The organism is Stenotrophomonas sp. STEN013, from assembly GCF_056760355.1.
Genome location: NZ_JBRREO010000012.1, coordinates 17,909 through 30,929 on the forward strand (window position 1 = coordinate 17,909; position 13,021 = coordinate 30,929).

Annotated in this window: 15 protein-coding genes; all 15 read right to left on the bottom strand. The window is 62.8% G+C overall.

The features are described 5' to 3' along the window. The 15 genes from ACVOMH_RS15055 to ACVOMH_RS15125 all read right to left on the bottom strand — a co-directional run bounded on the left by ACVOMH_RS15055 (position 1) and on the right by ACVOMH_RS15125 (position 12,923). Positions 1 to 798 (bottom strand): phage tail tube protein, encoded by a 798-nt coding sequence (locus tag ACVOMH_RS15055; RefSeq protein ID WP_481552485.1) that lies wholly within the window; start codon positions 796 to 798, stop codon positions 1 to 3. Positions 799 to 803: 5 nt separating this feature from the next. Then, the gene (locus ACVOMH_RS15060) at positions 804 to 1,295 is read right to left on the bottom strand and encodes a hypothetical protein (protein WP_481552486.1); all 492 of its coding nucleotides are present in this window, start codon (positions 1,293 to 1,295) and stop codon (positions 804 to 806) included. Beyond that, positions 1,288 to 1,614, bottom strand: coding sequence for a head-tail joining protein (locus ACVOMH_RS15065; protein ID WP_481552487.1), 327 nt, complete (start codon positions 1,612 to 1,614; stop codon positions 1,288 to 1,290). Before ACVOMH_RS15065 ends, ACVOMH_RS15060 begins: the two co-directional genes overlap by 8 nt. Continuing rightward, positions 1,611 to 2,105 (bottom strand): lysis system spanin subunit, encoded by a 495-nt coding sequence (locus tag ACVOMH_RS15070; protein ID WP_481552488.1) that lies wholly within the window; start codon positions 2,103 to 2,105, stop codon positions 1,611 to 1,613. The genes ACVOMH_RS15065 and ACVOMH_RS15070 overlap by 4 nt, the downstream gene beginning before the upstream one ends. Further along, on the bottom strand, positions 2,102 to 2,674 hold the full coding sequence (locus ACVOMH_RS15075; RefSeq protein ID WP_481552489.1) for a lysozyme: 573 nt from the start codon (positions 2,672 to 2,674) through the stop codon (positions 2,102 to 2,104). The genes ACVOMH_RS15070 and ACVOMH_RS15075 overlap by 4 nt, the downstream gene beginning before the upstream one ends. Further along, positions 2,664 to 2,909: a hypothetical protein gene (locus ACVOMH_RS15080; protein ID WP_481552490.1), complete on the bottom strand. Its 246-nt coding sequence runs from the start codon at positions 2,907 to 2,909 to the stop codon at positions 2,664 to 2,666. The genes ACVOMH_RS15075 and ACVOMH_RS15080 overlap by 11 nt, the downstream gene beginning before the upstream one ends. A 78-nt stretch (positions 2,910 to 2,987) precedes the next feature. Continuing rightward, the gene (locus ACVOMH_RS15085) at positions 2,988 to 3,344 is read right to left on the bottom strand and encodes a DUF2190 family protein (RefSeq protein ID WP_481552491.1); all 357 of its coding nucleotides are present in this window, start codon (positions 3,342 to 3,344) and stop codon (positions 2,988 to 2,990) included. A gap of 81 nt (positions 3,345 to 3,425) precedes the next feature. After that, a complete protein-coding gene (locus ACVOMH_RS15090) occupies positions 3,426 to 5,747 on the bottom strand; it encodes a ClpP-like prohead protease/major capsid protein fusion protein (RefSeq protein ID WP_481552492.1) in 2,322 nt (773 codons plus the stop codon). Then, positions 5,744 to 7,270, bottom strand: a complete 1,527-nt coding sequence (locus tag ACVOMH_RS15095; protein WP_481552493.1) for a phage portal protein — start codon at positions 7,268 to 7,270, stop codon at positions 5,744 to 5,746. The genes ACVOMH_RS15090 and ACVOMH_RS15095 overlap by 4 nt, the downstream gene beginning before the upstream one ends. Continuing rightward, positions 7,267 to 7,485, bottom strand: coding sequence for a primosomal replication protein PriB/PriC domain protein (locus ACVOMH_RS15100; RefSeq protein ID WP_481552494.1), 219 nt, complete (start codon positions 7,483 to 7,485; stop codon positions 7,267 to 7,269). The genes ACVOMH_RS15095 and ACVOMH_RS15100 overlap by 4 nt, the downstream gene beginning before the upstream one ends. Positions 7,486 to 7,628: 143 nt before the next feature. Continuing rightward, complete coding sequence (locus ACVOMH_RS15105) at positions 7,629 to 7,964, bottom strand: hypothetical protein (protein WP_481552495.1); 336 nt, start codon at positions 7,962 to 7,964, stop codon at positions 7,629 to 7,631. Beyond that, complete coding sequence (locus ACVOMH_RS15110; RefSeq protein WP_481552496.1) at positions 7,961 to 10,027, bottom strand: phage terminase large subunit family protein; 2,067 nt, start codon at positions 10,025 to 10,027, stop codon at positions 7,961 to 7,963. The genes ACVOMH_RS15105 and ACVOMH_RS15110 overlap by 4 nt, the downstream gene beginning before the upstream one ends. Further along, positions 10,024 to 10,545 (bottom strand): terminase small subunit, encoded by a 522-nt coding sequence (locus ACVOMH_RS15115; RefSeq protein ID WP_481552497.1) that lies wholly within the window; start codon positions 10,543 to 10,545, stop codon positions 10,024 to 10,026. Before ACVOMH_RS15115 ends, ACVOMH_RS15110 begins: the two co-directional genes overlap by 4 nt. A 192-nt stretch (positions 10,546 to 10,737) precedes the next feature. Next, entirely contained in the window at positions 10,738 to 12,144 is a 1,407-nt protein-coding gene (gene dnaB, locus ACVOMH_RS15120) for a replicative DNA helicase (RefSeq protein ID WP_481552498.1), read from the bottom strand. Beyond that, on the bottom strand, positions 12,141 to 12,923 hold the full coding sequence (locus ACVOMH_RS15125) for a hypothetical protein (RefSeq protein WP_481552499.1): 783 nt from the start codon (positions 12,921 to 12,923) through the stop codon (positions 12,141 to 12,143). Before ACVOMH_RS15125 ends, dnaB begins: the two co-directional genes overlap by 4 nt. Positions 12,924 to 13,021: the final 98 nt, after the last annotated feature.

Below are 13,021 nucleotides of genomic sequence, written 5' to 3' on the forward strand. Positions count from 1 at the left end.
TTACGACTTCAACGCGTAGCTGGTGAACACGTAGGGCGCAGGTGCGCCGCTCGGCACAACCAGCGGTCCGGCCAGCGTGGGGCTGATCGGCTCGCTGGCCAGCCAGTCCACTTCGCCATCAACGGTGAGGCGTGCTTCGAACACTTCCAGCTCGCCCCACTCTCCGCTCACACGGTCCTGCATGTCGCCGGTGACGTAGAACGATTCGGTCGGCGTGGCACCGCCCAGAATGCGCGTGGCATCCACGGCGTCGTAGCTGTAGCTGCACTCCACTGCATCACCCTTGACCAGGTCACCACCGGCAATAGCGGTGAACTGCCCACGACGCGCATCGAGGGTGTAGTCGGTGCCAGCCACCAGCGGGGTTACGCCCTTGGTGAAGATGGGTGCCGGTGTGGCCTTGATGAAGCGATGGGGCAACTGCACCGGCTGCGCCAGGTCAGCAACGGTGACCACCTCGTCCGTGACCGAGCCCTCGACCACCGACGCATCCGAGGCCGTACCGTAGAGAATGCGCGCCATGATGGCAGGCGGAATCTCCAGCAGGCTCACCGACAGGCTGGTGGTACCCGGTAGGGTGTCGGTGTAGATAGGCTGGTTGTACAGACTGCCATTGCGCTTGCTGACGACCTTGATTTCATCGCCGGCTTCATAGCTGAAGGTTTTGGCGTTGACTTCGATCGGCTGGTTGCCCTGCGAGTCGGCAGGCTCGGGAATGACAGCAATCAGCGAACCATCAGCGGCTTTGCGCCACATGCGGATGTCGCCGGAATACTGCCGAACTGTGGCTTTAGCCATGGGGGTTACCTCTGCGGTTGAGTTGTGACGGGCGACTTGAGTTCGGTCAGGCCGGCCCGCGCGGTGACCTGAGCGACAACACTGGAGCTGCCATCGTCTTCAGAGACAGCGGCAAGCTGGGAGCCGGTGAGTACGAAGGTGCGGATGAAGGGCGGAAGATCGCGTTCTTTCATTGTCAAAGCGCGCACAAGATCGGCGCGCGCGCGATGGATCAGCTTGTTGGGATTGGTCTCGCCATAGCCGCGCGGAACGCTGAACTGGATGGTCAAATCCACATCGGAGCTGACGAAGCTACCGCCCGCTCCGGTGGGGTCGATGTCGCTGGCGAAGATGATCGTGGTCGGGGCACCAGCGTCTAGATCCGCATCGGTGTCATCGGTGATGACCGCGCCGGAGCCAAGGTCCGTGTAGTACCCGGATGCAGTGCCGATACCTTTGACGCACGTGGCGACGAACTCCACCAGCTGCCAGCTCGACGGCTCGACAAGATCAGCCACGACGCACCAGCCAGCGGCTCAGTGAGCCATCGTCGCTTATGGGCTTGGCATTGACGTAGACATCGCCATCCACCACCAGCCGCCCGCCCTGGGAAATCTGCAACCCGGATGCCAGCACGTAGGACACTTCGACACGCCCTGCCTGCGCCTGGTCGTTGAGCCCCATGGACTGCGTGTCGCGGTCGATGAACACCTTCACCAGCTGGCCGTCGGTATCGGATGCGTTGGCGTAGTAGCGCCCAGCGTCTGCCATGCCTGCATCAGCGAAGGCCGCGTGTGACATGGCATCGAAGTTTGCGAGGAAGGCCTTCTGGCTCATTGCTGGCCGCCTCCACTGCACAGCAGGGCGAAGGCCTGCAGTCCCTTTACTTGTGCGTCGCAGGCGTCGGCGGCGCCAATAATTCGGCCCGCACTTTGGTGCCGGTCGTCGGCGCCACCATCAGCGACGGCACCGGCTGCGACGGCTGCGGACAGTTCGCTGGTGGCGATGGCCGCTTGCCAACGCGCGTGCAGGCGCTGATTGCCAGCGCGCAGGTCAGCAACAAGGCGTTCAGAAGCGGCTTGCGCATCGGCTTTGTCCTTTTCGTATTGGGCGGCCACGGCGCTGGCTTTGGCCGCGTTGGCGCGTTCGGTGGTGATGACTGTGTTGGCCTGGGCCAACTCCGCGCTGGCTACATCGCGCTCGGTCATGGCGCGATCACGTGCCGCGGCGGCGTTGTCGGCTGCACGGTGGGCGATGGAGACACTGCCGCGCTGCCAGACGATGACGGCGAGCAGGGCCAGCAGCAGGCCGACGAGGATGCGGATCATGGGACCACCCCACTCATGCACAACCCGCGCTCGCTGCTGCGGCGATTGGCGAGGCCTTGAACAAACTTCATTTCCGGCTTGCCGTTGGGCAGGAGCCGGCCGGTTTTCACGTAGCTCCACACCGGCCGGCCGTCGTCGGCCAATTGCAGCCGGCGACAGCCAAGCGCCCACTGCTCGGCATTCCACGCTTGCATCGCACCACTGCCGCAGGTGGCGGTCGCGCCAAAGTTCCAGGCATGCGAGGTTGCGGAATCAAGTACAGGCTGCGGCGGGGTGACTTTGAAGCAGCGCAACAGCTGGTTCTGCACTTTGATGACGGCGGCGCGGGTCTCGGCGGCGCACTTTTCAGCGCTCCACTTTTCGCCGACAACAATCGGGGTGCTGGTGATGTGCCGGGTGATACCGTCGCACACGGTCGGCAGGCCACCGGCCAGCTTGTCCGCGTACACGGTGGTTACGGTTTTGCCGCTGCTTTCCCACAGGGCCAGAAACCCCAGGAGGATTGTGGAGCCGAGCACCAGCGCACCGCGGCCGGTACCGTTCTGCGGGGGCGAGGTATCAGCGGCCACGGGCCCACCTCACCAGACGGACGACGTCTGCACCGCGCGCCTTCCACCAGCTCATCCAGTCACCCCAATTGCGGATCATGGTGGTGAAGAACTGCGACAGACCAACCAACAGGGATACGACCATCACCAGCATCGACAAGTGCTTGGATGGGTCATACGTGGCAACGGCGACGGTTGCGGTCGGCGCTGTCCTTGCCAGTGCGGCCATCAAATCCTGTGTGATCTGGTCTTTCATCGGTCCCCCTGTTGCGGAGCTGGAAGCCCCACCACCGCACACGCCACCCGGGCGTCTGTGTGCGGTGGTGGGCGTGGATCAGGCCTTGACTGCGCCGGCACCCGGCGCGAGCTTGGCCAGCACCTTGGTGGTGCCATTGCCGGCCGCAGCGATTGCGATCGCGCAGTTCTCCAGATCGCCCGCCGCGGTAGCGGCAACGATGAACTGGCCAGCAGAGACGTCCCAATGCAGCGCGGCACCTTCGGTGACAACTGCGGTGGACAGCTTGGGCAGCTCGAACACGCCCTCAATCTGGGCGCTACCCTTGCCGCCACTGGGGATGTCCACCAGGGCTACGGCGAGCAACGTGCCGACGATGGCGGCCTGGCCGCTGGTGAGATTGGCCGCGGCGGTGATATCGATCACAGCACCGGGGAATTTGTAATTTTTCGCCATGACGTTGGTCCTCAAGTGGCGTAGTTGAATTCGATGTAAAGCAACCTGAAGCCGGCAGCACGATGCCGCCGGCCTCTTCGATTACTCGCCCGGGTTGCGAGCGGCGCCACGCCAACCGACCGCACCGACGCCGTACTTGTGAACAACCTTCCAGCTGAGGCCATCGGTGCGGAAATTGGTTTCCTGCTCCAGCACCGGGGTCTGCACACCATTGAGGAATGCCACCTCGATGACCGGCTCGATGCCCGGATCGGCGAATCCGTACCACGCCTTTCCAGTGCCAAGGCGCGGCGAGGTGATGATGTCGGTGAAGGTGTTGCGCGCGATGTTCGGCAACTGGAACTTGTTGCTGACGTCCGGGTTGTACTCGGCGTTGTTGACCAGTGCGGCCTTGCCCTGCATGGCCACAGTGCCGAGGAAGCGCGACAGCGAGATGTCCAGGTAGTCATTGCCACCCGGGTCCATCTGCATCGCGATCAGCTGGCGCATAGCATCGAAGGCATCGACACTCGGCGCGGCGCCGGCGGCGGCGATGTTGTTGTGGTCCGCATGGAACAGCGTCTTGCCATCGCTCATCACCGGGCCGAGGCCACTGTTCAAGGCGAGCAGGGCGTACACGTCCTTCTCGATAGTGCGGCCGGCGGCCTGGCCCAGGGCGGTGGTGATACGCACGAACGAGCCCAGGTCATCATTGACCAGCACTTCGGGCGTGATCTGCAGGATGCGACCCTTGCGGCTGCCCTTGATGGTTTCCTTCTCACCATCACCGAGCACGCCGTTTTCGTACTCGCCAGCCTCGTTGACAACCTTGAGGTCAGAGAACGACGACAGGTGGTAGCGGTTGTGCGGGCGATAGTCGGACAGGGTGCCGGTGGAGCAGAAGCGGTTCCAGGTGAACGCCTGCAGGTTGTAGGCGCCGATCAGGATCTTGTGCAGCGTGTTTTCCAGCAGCACGGGGAAGTCGCTGGTGGTCTGCACGGCCAGCACGCGACGGGCGATCTCTTCACGGTCCATGCTGCGGGTGTTGACGCCAGCGCGGATCAGCGACTGCTCGGCCAGGCCCAGCAGCGTGGCGTTAACGAACGGGTTGCCGTCACGCGCCTGCACCGCGGCATCGCCGGTCAGTACGCCGGCACGCGACAGCAAGGCATTGACCTGCGCGCGGCGCTGGTTGTCTTCTTCCGGGACCACATCGCTGATCTGCTGGTTGAAGCCACCGTTGAGCGGCTGCCCGCCTGATGCCAGCTTGGCCAGCAACTTGCCCTGCGCGGCTTCGGCCGTGATGGTGTGATCGGCGAGGCATTCGTTCTCCAGCGCGGTAACGCCGGCAACATCGCGGAAGCCCGCAAACACGGTGCGGATGGACTGGGCGCGCACCGACATGGCGGCGAGCACTTCGCTCACCGTCGGCGCGATACCGACAGCAACGGGCGGGGCCGGCACCGCCGCAGGAGCAGGCACTGCTGCGGAAGCGGCCGCGACCACGGGGGCTGCGGTAGCGGCGGGGGCAGCAGCCGGAGCGGTGCCCGCCTGCGCCATGATCAGTTGGCACTGCTGTTTCATGCTGGAGTCCTCAAGTTGGGCCACGACGGCCCGCTGGTGTCCCTCGCTGAGCGAGGCAAAAGCAGACGCCGTGGTGGTCGCCTGGATGCGTTGACGAAGCGCTGCATGCACTTCGCCTTGCGTGCTGGAGATGGCCGAGACGTACGACAGCAGCGCGGCGGCTGCCACGCGGTCGACGGCTTCGGGCTGCACGTCGGGAATGACCTCATCTGCCAGGCCGAGCGCTACTGCATCGGCGGCGGTGAGCCAGTGGTCCTTGCGGTCGGTGAGCATCGTCTCGATGTCGGCCGGGTTCTTCGCGCGGGCGGAATAGCTCTCCAACATCGAGCGGCCATACACGTCGATGGCATCTGCGCGATCGCGCAGATCACCGGCGAAGCCCCAGCCCCCACCCTGCGGGCCGTGCACCATCATCATGGTGTTGGCATGCATGCGGCGGGTGGTGCCAGCCATGGCGATGAGGCTGGCGATGCTGGCGGCCACGCCATCGACGGTGACGTTGATGGTGGCCGGGTGCTGCTTGAGCGCGTTGTAGATGGCCAAGCCATCGGTGACAACGCCGCCATCGGAGTTGATGCGCACGTTGATCAAGCTGGCGGTGGTACCAGCCAGCTGCTCGACCACGCTCATGGCGGTGACGCCTTCATCCCAGAAGTAGTCGCCGATGGGGCCGTAGATCAGCAGCTCCGCTTCACCACCCGTGGTGGTGTTGAGTGCGAGCACCGACTTGCCCTTGGAATCCGGCGCGATGGTTTCGAGGCCGACGTTGTCGAACGCGAATGTGGCGGCCAGCACCAGTGCGATGCCGGCGTGCAGCCGGTGAGGGTGGAGGTGGTTCATTGGGTGTCCTCAGGAACTGCGGTGTTGATCGGCTCCGCTGGCGCCGCCTGAGCAACACCGGAGTCACTCACTTGACCCGGATCGCTATCCAGCGTGATGCCCAGCTCAGCAGCCCACGCCCGCTCATTGCGGATTTCTTCGAGCGTGTCGTACATCCGTCCACCCCGCTCGCTGATCACAGATGTGAGCGAGCGGATACCGGCGCGGATCATCATCCGCAGCCCCGTGGCTTCGTGAACCGGGTTGATCCACGGCATCACCGGCGGCATGAACATCGCATCGGCAACACTGGCGCGCGACACACCCGCCGGAATGACAAGCTCACCGGATGCGATGGCTGCCTGGATGAAGCGCTCGTAGATGGGGCGCACGATCTGTGAGATGACCTCGTAGGCCAATACGCCATAGGCACCGTACTGCTCCACCAGTTCCTGCCGCTGAGCGGAGTACGTGCCGTTGTAGTTCTTTGAGAGCGAGGAGAACGAAACGCGCATGCCGCCGGCGACAGCGCGCAGCTGACCGTTGCGGTAGGTTTCCAAATTCGGGTTTGGACGATTGGTGTCGACGGTGCCGACGCTTTCGCCCTGCACCAGGTCATCGAACACCATGCCCGGCTGGAAGCGCATGCGGCGGCCGTTGGGCTTGTCTTCGTTTTCGCCGTAACTTTGCGGATCGCCCTTGATGATGAAAGCGGCCATGGAGGCGGCAATCTTGGCGGCGACGCGCTCGGACTCTTCGTAGTCCTTCAGGTCGTCCAGCCGGGTGAGCACTGACGCCAGCATGCTGACGCCGCGCACCTGGCCGATGCGGTCCACCATTTTTGCGTGATGCACGAAGTCCGCGCTCACGCGCTTGAGCTGCGGCATCAGAACGTTAGGGTCACCCGGATGCTGCTTGTACAGGTGGTATGCAATGGGCCGCCCCCACGCATTGCGCTCCACACCCTGCATGATGTTGCGGGTGGCGTCGTTGAGATCGAGCGGCATCATGTCCGGCTCGATCATCTCGATGCTGTAGGGCACGACGGTGCCGTGGTCCAGGTAGGGCACGGGGCCAATCAGATCCTGATACAGACACTCACCGTCGCGAAACAACGTGCGGGCCATCAAGCGCTGCGCAGAGCCGAAGTCGTGGCACCAGCTGACTTCCGGGCGTTTCCAGAAGTCACGCAGCAGTGGCGTGATCTGGTCGACCAGGGATTCAACGATGTTGCCAGCGGCGTCGCGCGGCTGCGGCTCGATGCCGATGCCGTCGCGCCCAATGACGTTCTGCACCATCTGGTTGAAGCCGTTGACCACGATGTCGTGGTTGCGGTCCAGGTGACGCGCTTGGGTCCGGATGCGCCCGGCACCACTGGCAACAACGGTGTTGCCGGAACCAAAGTCCTTCGCCGAATCACGCAGCCGCGTAGGCGCCGCTGCATCGTATGCAGAGTGGTACGCGGCAATCTTCATGCGGGCATGCGCCCGCTTCGCTGCCCAGCCGGGAGACACCGTGGCAATGGCGCGATCCAGCCGATTCATTCGCGGCACCGGAAGTCAGCCAAGGCCACCGACATGCGGTTACCGCTATTGGCCTCAGTGCGCACACGGGCTTCCCACTCGCGACGACCAGCGCGGATCTCGGCGAGATCGGCGCGCGCGATCTGACGCTCACCAATCCGAAACGACTGACCACTGAGCACCGCCACTTCGGCGGCGATGTAGGTGTCGAGCATGGTTTGTGCGGCCGTCTTCATGATGCATAGCTTGAAGATTCAGCCGTCCCACCTGTTACCAGAACAGTGGGACTCCAGCGCATTTCACCCGTTGAATATCAACGGCTTAAAAATCCCGCGTCCCAGTCTTTGCCACAAGGTGGGACTGTTTGTTGCAAACCACGCTATTCGCCGGCTGCGCATGAGGCTTTCGGCAATCCACCAGGGAACATCCGGAACAGCGCGGTGCGCGATATACCGTGCCGCCGACAGACAACTCGCCAATGAATGCCTCTCTCAAGGTCGGAGCGGATCACATCCTGTCGCGGTCGATTCTGAGCCTGCATAGCTGGCTTTGGAATGTGGATGCGCTCGCCACCGAACTCTGTCTGCAACACCATCACCACGGCTGTGGCGTACGGCATGGCGTGCTCTTCATTCAAGCCGGTCTGTTCAACGATGCCCCGAACCACCAGGCGGCGCAGGTGGTCGACGGCATCAATGTCACGCGAATTACTCATAGGCGGCTGCTCCAACGGCTGGAGCCGAAGTCGTCATGTTGTGTTCCACGGGAATCCACGATTGCTGCAGTGACTGGAATGCTGGGCGGGGATGGATCACGCACCGTCATTACCGGAGCTGGAACCTGCGCTGGAGCGCTAAACAGATCGTTGTCTGGCTGAACCTGCTGCTCCAGCTGATCCCACCACTTCGCCTTGCGCGGCGACCACAGATCGAGCCGCTCTTCCAGCCAGGTTGCATACGTGCAGCAGTCCTTCACTTCGTTGCGCTTGCGGATAGGTGTCCAGCGGCTTTCGCTGCCCGCTTTGGTACGGCGAGTGGCGCGCACCTCACTGGCCATCTGCTTGAACCACTCGTCACTCAGCTCGCTTGAGAAATGGACATAGCCCGGGCCGGGCACGGTGACTTCAAGGCGAGACTGGAAGCGATCCTTCGCAATGTTGGTGCCGACGTGCCATAGCACCGGGCCGTTGCGTTCAATCTTTCCGTTCCAGCGGTAGCCGACGCGAGTGTTGCCGTTGTCGATAGCGCGCTCCTGGCCGCTGGCGCCCTTGATTGCATGCACGCGCAGGCCTCTGAGCTTGTGGGCGAAGGCATAGACGGCATCGGGGTGGTGGCCGCCAGAGTCAATGCCGGTGGCGTAGATGCGCTGGTTACGGCCACAGGCATGGGTGTATTCGGCGGTGCGGAGGAATTCCTCCGCCTCATCCCACACCGCCTGCTGCGCTGGGTTGCCGAAGAACACGCGGTGATCAATGGTCCAGACCTGGCCGCCGCGGCCAAAACCCCACACACCGAACTCCAGGCGGTTGCCTTGGGTATCGCCACCACACAACAGCAGCAGGCAATCGCGCGGCATGTGCCGCAGCGGGAAGGGTTCTGCACGGGCCTTGAGCTCATCGGCATCGGTACGCTCGATCTCACCTTCCCACGCCTCACCTCGCGTGGTGTTGACGAAGGCCTTCATCAGCGCGTCGTCGCCTTCCTGCTGTTTGGCGTATGCGGCGAAGAAGTCCTGCGCGATGGACAGCCAGGACACGGTGGGGCTGTAGGCCGTCCACACGTGCAGCGCGACATGAGCTGGTGCGGCTACCGGATCACCGGCTGGCGTGGTGAAGCGGCCCTCATCCGTCAGCCATACATCGCCGCGCTCGTTGATCCATACGCCGTTCTCTGCGGCATTGAGGTAGTCGGCCTGTTGCAGCGGAAATGTGCAGTGCGGACACAGGTGATACACGCCCATCAGATCACCGGATTCATTTCGCTCGAACTTGAAGCCGTGCGGCTCATCCTTCCCGCCCCACGTAAGCGGGTGATGATCGTGGCACTGGGGGCATTCGATCTGGAACGTGAATCGCTCGTCGGCCTGATCGAAGCGGCGATCGATCAAGCTGAAGCCTTTGAGCTTCGGGGTGCTGCCACAGATCAGCTTCGGGAAGGTTGCGCCCTCCAGGCGCTTCCCGGCCAGGAAGTCAGGTGCGCCCTCTTTCTCGACGTCTCCATCGAAGGCATCCAGTTCGTCGAGCATCGCCGTGTCGATGGAGATCCGGCGGTAGTTCTTCGCTGCCTTACCACCACGCACACGCAGCATGGATCCGATGAACTTCTTCTGCTGCAGCGTGTTGTCTTTGTGCCGCTGTAGGTACATGGGGAACACGCTGCGCATGACCTCCACGTCGCGCAGCATCGGCTCCAATTCGGACTTCACGAAGTCCTCGGCGTCATCGTCGGTCGGCTGCCACAGCGCCTGATTCCGGCGGCGGTGCTCGGCGTTGTAGCCGATGAGCGCCAGCAGGATCTTGGTGTAGCCGACGCGGGCGGACTTCTTGATATCGACGAAGCGGACATCGTCGTTGCTCATCACCGCCATCATGGCGCGCTGGAACGGCCACGGCGTCCACGACTGTTCCACGTAGCTGGATTCGGCGGACAGGTAGAAGTTCTCGCGGGCCCACCACTCCAACGTCACCGGCTCTTGCGCGGCAAAGGCCGATAGGCCGCGTACCAAGTGACGCTCAACGGCCTGCAGCTGCAGCGGATCGATGCCAGTGAGCAGACTCATTCGTCGTCACCCGCTGAGGCAGGAACATCGTCGACAACGACGCCATCGCTATCAGCGTCAACATCGCTCAGCTTTAGCGATGCGGCGAGGTTGCGGGCCTTGGCCACGATGCCGGTGACTACAGCTATGTCGTCGCCACTCAGCTGCGGCAGTCGCCGGCGGAGCGTGCCGGGGATTGTCTCCAGCAACCGCGCGGCGCGAGCGCCAGCCCGGGAAAGAACTTCCTCCAGCACGTAGGCCGGGGCCAGCTCGCCGCGGGTGACGGCGTTCTGCATCGCGATCTTGTCGGCCTGCTCGCGAGCCAGGCGCGCACGCTCGGCCACAAGCTCTGCGCCACTCTCGCCGCCACGGCCTGCGGCCATTTCGCGCAGGTGATCGCAGTAGGCCAGCAGCCATTCATCGGCACTGGCACCGTCTGGGAGAATCTTGCGGCGGACCAGCTCACTGACCGCCGGCTGGGTGATGCCTACCAGGTCGCCGAATCGCGCCTGAGTCACGGGCGAGGTCAGGTCATGCATCAACATAACCCCCTTCGAAAACCCCTGTGACTAGCGGAGGATTGCGCGGCTGATTACCCGTAACCGACAGGTCGGGGGAGGACCCGCGAACCTGAACGGCCCGACTGCCCTTCGAACATGAACGGCTTGACACACCCCGCGCCAGACTGGATTCCCGTGGAACACGAGGAGACGGCATCACCACCAACGCCATCAGTTCAGCCCCCCACCACTCTTGCCATCTACAGCCGTTGCGATATGCGGCGCGGCTCCATCGAAATCATCAATGCGGCCGAACGCAAGGGCGTTACGCGCCCACACAGTTCCAGTCTCTCCCTCGCGCTGCTTGGCAATGATCATCTCCACCATTCCAGCGAGCTGGCTTACCTTGCCATCCTGCTGGGAGTAGTAGTCATCGCGATAGAGGAACACGATCAGGTCCGCGTCCTGTTCAATCGCCCCGGATTCGCGCAGGTCGCTCATACGTGGGCGCTTGTTCGTGCGCCCTTCAAGCCCGCGATTCAACTGAGACAACAACACCACCGGACAGCCCATCTCCTTCGCCAGACGCTTGCAAGAACCGGAGATGTCACCAATCTCGGTTGACTCTTTAGTCTTACCCGGCAACGGGATCAGGTGCAGGTGATCGATGACGATCAAGCCGAGCGCCCCCTTCATGCGCTCACGCCGGCAGCGCGCTGCAATCTGCGGCATGCTCAATCCCGGGCTGTCATCTATCAACAGCCCAGACTCATTGAGGCTCTTCACTGCCACGCTCACGCGCTGCCAACACGAGTCCTCGTCATCGGTAGGCTTCTGCAGCCAGCTCAACGGTACATCCGTCAGGGATGCTACAGCGCGGTTGTAGATCGCTGTGTCCGTCATCTCCAGGTTGAAGATCAGCGCCCGCTGTCCTCGCATCGCCACCGAAGTAGCTACGTTGACGGCCCAAGCCGACTTCCCCATCGCCGGGCGTGCTGCAACTACAACCAGCTCGCCAGCCTTCAGGCCATTGGTGAGCGTGTTGAACTTCGACCACGGTGTGGCGAGGCCCTGAAGTTGGCCACCATTGTTGAATCGCTCAGTCAGCGCCTCATACCAACGCTTGCCCACCAGCTTTGCCGGCTTTACCGATCCCTGCCTGACACCCGCCAGTCCAGCAAGCTCTGTCGTCGCTGCGGCGACGATTACAGATACGTCCTCACCTTGCGGCGAGTACCCACGGTCTATCAGTTCACGGCCCACTCCTATCAGCTGCCGCTGCACAGACTTCGACTTCACTATCTCTGCGTATGCCACAACGTTCGCAGCACTTGGCGTGGTGCTCGACAATTCGATCAGATAGCTTCCGCCTTCACGGCCATCGCCGTTCCCGTGCTCTTCCAGCCAGTCCGCCAGACTGATCGCATCAATCGACCGGGGCGGATCACATGCCGCCATCTCCAGCATTGCCGCATAGATTTTCTGATGCAGCGCGTTGAAGAAGTCGCTCGGCTTCAGCCAGTCGCCTACCTTCGCCAGCGACTCGTTCACCAGCATCACGCCACCCAGCACCGCCTGTTCCGCGTCGATTGCGCAAGGCGCTTGCCGAAGCATGCCGCCAGCAACGTCGCCGCTCACGCCGCCACCGCCTGTGACTGCGCCTCACGCTGCGCCTGCTTCCCTGCGGTCGTCAGCTCCCAAGAGCCGTCGTTATCCCACCACAGCTTGCCCCAGTTCTCCCGGACGCAATTGCTGAATGCCTGCCTCCAACCGCGAACGCCCACCTGCCTTTTGTCCGAGTGCCGCGCCTTGAACCAGGCCCAAGCAAAACCGATGAACTCAACCGGAAGCCCGATCCGTTCGGCATAACCGAAAACCGCATGGCCCTCGGGCAGCAGGTCCTCGCCGGCATCGGCACACGCCGCGGCGAACTCCAGCCACGTCATCCGTTTACCGCTTTTGCCCTTGCCTGAATCAATTCCATCGGCCCCCTTGGGGGCTATGGGGGTATTACTTCTTTCTCTTACTCTAGGTAAGCCTTCCGTAACGCTCGCATCGTTACCGACGGCGTTACCCTTTCCGCGATGCGCACCAACGCGTTTTGCCGTAAGTGCCCGTTTCTTGGCGGTTTCTCCGTTGTGCCGGTCAAACTTTGGCAAGGTCAACCCATCGTCCGATGCATCCAGCCACCCGCAAGCAACCATTGCCTCGCCGAAACCTGTAGCGCTTGCTACGTGATCAATGATCGAAACCGTAACGCCAGCAGCGTTACCGTTTTCGGTATGGGAATCGAACCACCGCCACACCTTCAGCAGCTTGCCAACGACAGCATCCGGATCAAGCGAGCAGCGTGATGCTATCTGCCACACTTCCGGCTTCTCCGGAAGGTCTACACCCATCTTCAACCACGCAGCCATCAGTCAGCCCACCTTCCGCGAGCGTGGCGGGTGATCGCCAGGGCCGGCATTGCGGTTGCGCTACATTTCTTCGCATCATGTAACGCTTCGTGCGTTAC

Excerpts from the sequence above, each read along its gene's own strand:
- ACVOMH_RS15055 (WP_481552485.1), bottom strand. The coding sequence starts at position 798 with ATGGCTAAAGCCACAGTTCGGCAGTATTCCGGCGACATCCGCATGTGG.
- ACVOMH_RS15065 (WP_481552487.1), bottom strand. The coding sequence starts at position 1,614 with ATGAGCCAGAAGGCCTTCCTCGCAAACTTCGATGCCATGTCACACGCG.
- ACVOMH_RS15070 (WP_481552488.1), bottom strand. The coding sequence starts at position 2,105 with ATGATCCGCATCCTCGTCGGCCTGCTGCTGGCCCTGCTCGCCGTCATC.
- ACVOMH_RS15080 (WP_481552490.1), bottom strand. The coding sequence starts at position 2,909 with ATGAAAGACCAGATCACACAGGATTTGATGGCCGCACTGGCAAGGACA.
- ACVOMH_RS15085 (WP_481552491.1), bottom strand. The coding sequence starts at position 3,344 with ATGGCGAAAAATTACAAATTCCCCGGTGCTGTGATCGATATCACCGCC.
- ACVOMH_RS15090 (WP_481552492.1), bottom strand. The coding sequence starts at position 5,747 with ATGAACCACCTCCACCCTCACCGGCTGCACGCCGGCATCGCACTGGTG.
- ACVOMH_RS15095 (WP_481552493.1), bottom strand. The coding sequence starts at position 7,270 with ATGAATCGGCTGGATCGCGCCATTGCCACGGTGTCTCCCGGCTGGGCA.
- ACVOMH_RS15100 (WP_481552494.1), bottom strand. The coding sequence starts at position 7,485 with ATGAAGACGGCCGCACAAACCATGCTCGACACCTACATCGCCGCCGAA.
- ACVOMH_RS15105 (WP_481552495.1), bottom strand. The coding sequence starts at position 7,964 with ATGAGTAATTCGCGTGACATTGATGCCGTCGACCACCTGCGCCGCCTG.
- ACVOMH_RS15110 (WP_481552496.1), bottom strand. The coding sequence starts at position 10,027 with ATGAGTCTGCTCACTGGCATCGATCCGCTGCAGCTGCAGGCCGTTGAG.
- ACVOMH_RS15115 (WP_481552497.1), bottom strand. The coding sequence starts at position 10,545 with ATGCATGACCTGACCTCGCCCGTGACTCAGGCGCGATTCGGCGACCTG.
- ACVOMH_RS15125 (WP_481552499.1), bottom strand. The coding sequence starts at position 12,923 with ATGGCTGCGTGGTTGAAGATGGGTGTAGACCTTCCGGAGAAGCCGGAA.